The organism is Allosphingosinicella sp., from assembly GCF_059502505.1.
This window is the reverse complement of the sequence record NZ_JCACEU010000002.1, coordinates 1-3,183: the sequence shown is the minus strand read 5'-3', so window position 1 is coordinate 3,183 and position 3,183 is coordinate 1. Positions and strand designations below refer to the sequence as shown.

Genomic DNA, 3,183 nt, shown 5'->3' with positions numbered 1-3,183 from the left:
CTAAGCTGGCCAAGATCTGCGGCCGGCTGGGCTCCGACTATGAGGGCGAGCGCGCTGCTGCCGCACTGCTAGTAAGCAGGACCCTGCGCAATGCAGGGCTGACCTGGGACGAAGTCTTTAGGCCAGCCCCACCTGTGCTGGAGCCGGCCTATACAGTCCCGCGCCCTGCGCACGCGACGCAGGTCGATTGGGCGCTACGCTTCTCGGGCCGCCTGAGCGAGTGGGAACGCCAGTTCCTGCGCGATATCAGCCGTCGCTGGAGGCTCACGCCGAAGCAGTCTGAGAGCCTGAACCGGATCCTGTTCAAGCTGCAGACCGGCGGTGCTGCTTGAGCGCGTCGCTCGATAGCGACGACACCGAACTGCAGGAGATCCGTGCAGGCCTCACCGGCTGCGCGGAAGATTTATGCCGTGCCCTGCTGGGTGAGCCGACCAGCCGCACCAGCCGGGAGCTGCGTTATGGCCGCCGCGGCTCGTTCTCGCTAGTCCTGAGCGGCGCCAAGCGCGGTCTTTGGCACGACCACGAGAGCAACACGGGCGGCGATCTGCTGGCGCTGATCCGGCGCGAGCGGGGTGGCAGCTTCGCCGAAGCGGTGCAGTACGCCCGGCACTTCCTCTCCATGCCGGAGCAGGAGCGACCCAAGGCAGCACCGCGGCAGCAGCGCCAGGCAGGGCCGAGCGACGACGAAGCGCTCCGTATCCGGCGCGCGCAGGCCTTCGCGCTGGCCGGCGAGGATCTGATTGGCACGGTTGCCGAGCAGTATCTGGTCGCTACGCGCGACATCCCGAAGCCTGCCGCGGGCTGGCCGGCGGCGGTGCGGTTCCACCGCCAGCGCAACGCGCTGATGCTGGTGGCGACCGACGCTGAGGGCGGGGTCCGCGCAGTGCAGTTGGTGCACCTGACGGACCACGCCCAGAAGCGACCGGATGAGCCGGGCAAGCCGACCAAGCAGAGCTTCGGCGTGCTCGAGGGCGCGGCGGTGCGGCTGCCGAAGGCTACGCAGATCGCGCATCCGCATCCCAGCGCGCTGCTGCTGGCGGAAGGCCCGGAAACCGGCCTATCCGTATGGGCCTCCACCGGCCGCCCCACCTGGATCGCACTCGGCAGCGTCGCCAAAGTCCAGCCTCCTGCCCTGACCCCCCTAGTCGTCTGCGCGGACGATGATCCGCGTGACGCACCGGCCGCGAAGGCACTGGGGAAGGCGGTGAGCCGCTGGCGCAGCGAAGGCCGCGACGTGGCCGTGGCGACGCCCTGGAGCCCGCGCCGCTTCAACAAATCCGACTTCAACGACCTGATCCGCAAGGATGGCCCGGCCGCCATCCTGGCGCGGATCGCGACTGCCCTCTCGCCGCGTGGACCGCAGCCGCCGGGTAATGCCGCGCTGCCCGTGGAACTGGCGCGCGTGCGGCTGCAGCAGGCCATCGAGCGGTTCTTCACAGAGGCGCGTGACTTCGACCCTGACGGTGCCCTGCTCGACGGCGTGTCACGCCTCCCGATCGTCCACGCCGCCCGTGTCGCGGTCGGCCTCGGCAAGAGCGACAGCGCGCGGCGCGAGGCGGCCAAGCTGCTGGCCCGGATGCGGGCGCGGGGCGATCGGCGGAACGTGGTGTTCGCGGTGCCCACCCACGCGCTCGGCGAGGAGCAGGCCCGGCGGTTCGAGGCGCTGCCCGAAGCCCGTTCTGCGGGTCTCCGTGCGGCCGTCTGGCGCGGCCGGGAAGCCGATGACCCGCTGCAGCCGGGCGACAAGATGTGTCACGACCTCGAGGCGGTGCGCGAGGCACAGAGCGTCGGCGCGAAGCCGGAAGCCGCGGTGTGCCGCAACAAGCATAAGTCCGGCTCGCCGGCCTGCCCGTTCTTCGAGGTATGCGGCTATCAGCGGCAGAAGGGCCAGGAAGCCGATCTCTGGTTCGTGCCGCATGAGCTGCTGTTTGCGAACAAGCCAGCCACCCTCGGCAAGGTCGCCGTGCTGGTGGTGGACGAGGCAGCCTGGCGCAAGGGCCTGGAAGGCGTGGACGGCCCGCCGATCGACATGACACTCGACACGCTGGCCGAGGACATTCCAGCGCATGAGAAGCTCAGCTCGCTCAATGCCGCGCGAATCCGCAGCATCCACCACCTCGTGCTCAAGGCGCTCGGGCAGCACCAGGACGGGCCTCTGCGCCGCGACGTGCTGCTGCGTGAAGGCCTGACCCACGACACCGGCCGCGATGGCTACGCCCTGTCCTGGGAGCGGGTGATCGAGGCCGACATCCACCCCGGCATGCCGGCCGAGGACCGTCGCGCCGCGGTGCGCGCCGTCCAGCAGAACCGCGCGGCCATGCGCTGCGCCAGGTTCTTCACGGCGCTCAAGGCCTTACTCGCCGATGACGGTCCCGAGGCGAGCGGCTGGGCCTCGTTGGTCACGGTGGAAGGCGAGAACGGCCCGGTGCGGATGCTGCGGCTCCGCAGCCGGCGCAGTGTCGCCAAGGCATGGCTGGTGCCCACCCTGCATCTCGACGCCACGCTCAATGCCGACCTGCTGCGCCCTTATTGGCCGAACGTCGAGGTCACGGCCGAGATCGAGGCGCGGACCCCGCACATGCGGGTGCGCCAGCTCCATGGCCGCGACTGGCCCAAAACGGCGCTGGTGCCGGATGACTACTGCGACCAGGCTGAGGCCGAACGCCGGCTGAAGAACAGCGAGCGGCTGCGCTCGGCTGTCTGGCGCGAGGCCCGGCAGGCCCACGGCCGGGTGCTGGTGGTCGCGCAGAAAGCCGTCGAGGACTACTGGAAGCAGGCCGGCCCGGTGCCTGCTAACGTAGAGATGGCACACCACAACAACGTGGCCGGCCGCGACGAATGGGGACCGCAGCCCAACAGCCCTGGCGTCAGCCTGACCGTGGTGGTCGGCCGCACCCAGCCCCGGCCGGGTGACGTGGAGCGCATCGCCGAGGCCCTGACCGGCAAGGCCGTGACTGTCCGCTGCAGCCGCTACGACCGCCAGGACAGCGCGATCCAGCTGGCGGACGGCGCTTCTATCTCCGCCCCGGCTGACCGCCACCCCGACCCAATAGCCGAAGCGGTGCGGTGGCAGATCTGCGAGGGCGAGCTCCTCCAGATCATCGGCCGGCCCCGCGGGGCCAATCGGACCGCTGCCAACCCGGTCGAGGTCCTGGTGCTGACCGACCGGCCGCTGCCGATCCC

General features: G+C 70.4%; 2 protein-coding genes. Both read left to right on the top strand.

The window, feature by feature from the left end:
• On the top strand, window positions 1-332 hold a 332-nt coding region (locus AC5JBD_RS00030; protein WP_495719707.1), incomplete at its 5' end, for a hypothetical protein.
• On the top strand, window positions 329-3,183 hold a 2,855-nt coding region (locus AC5JBD_RS00025; protein ID WP_495719706.1), incomplete at its 3' end, for a toprim domain-containing protein. The genes AC5JBD_RS00030 and AC5JBD_RS00025, both read left to right, overlap by 4 nt.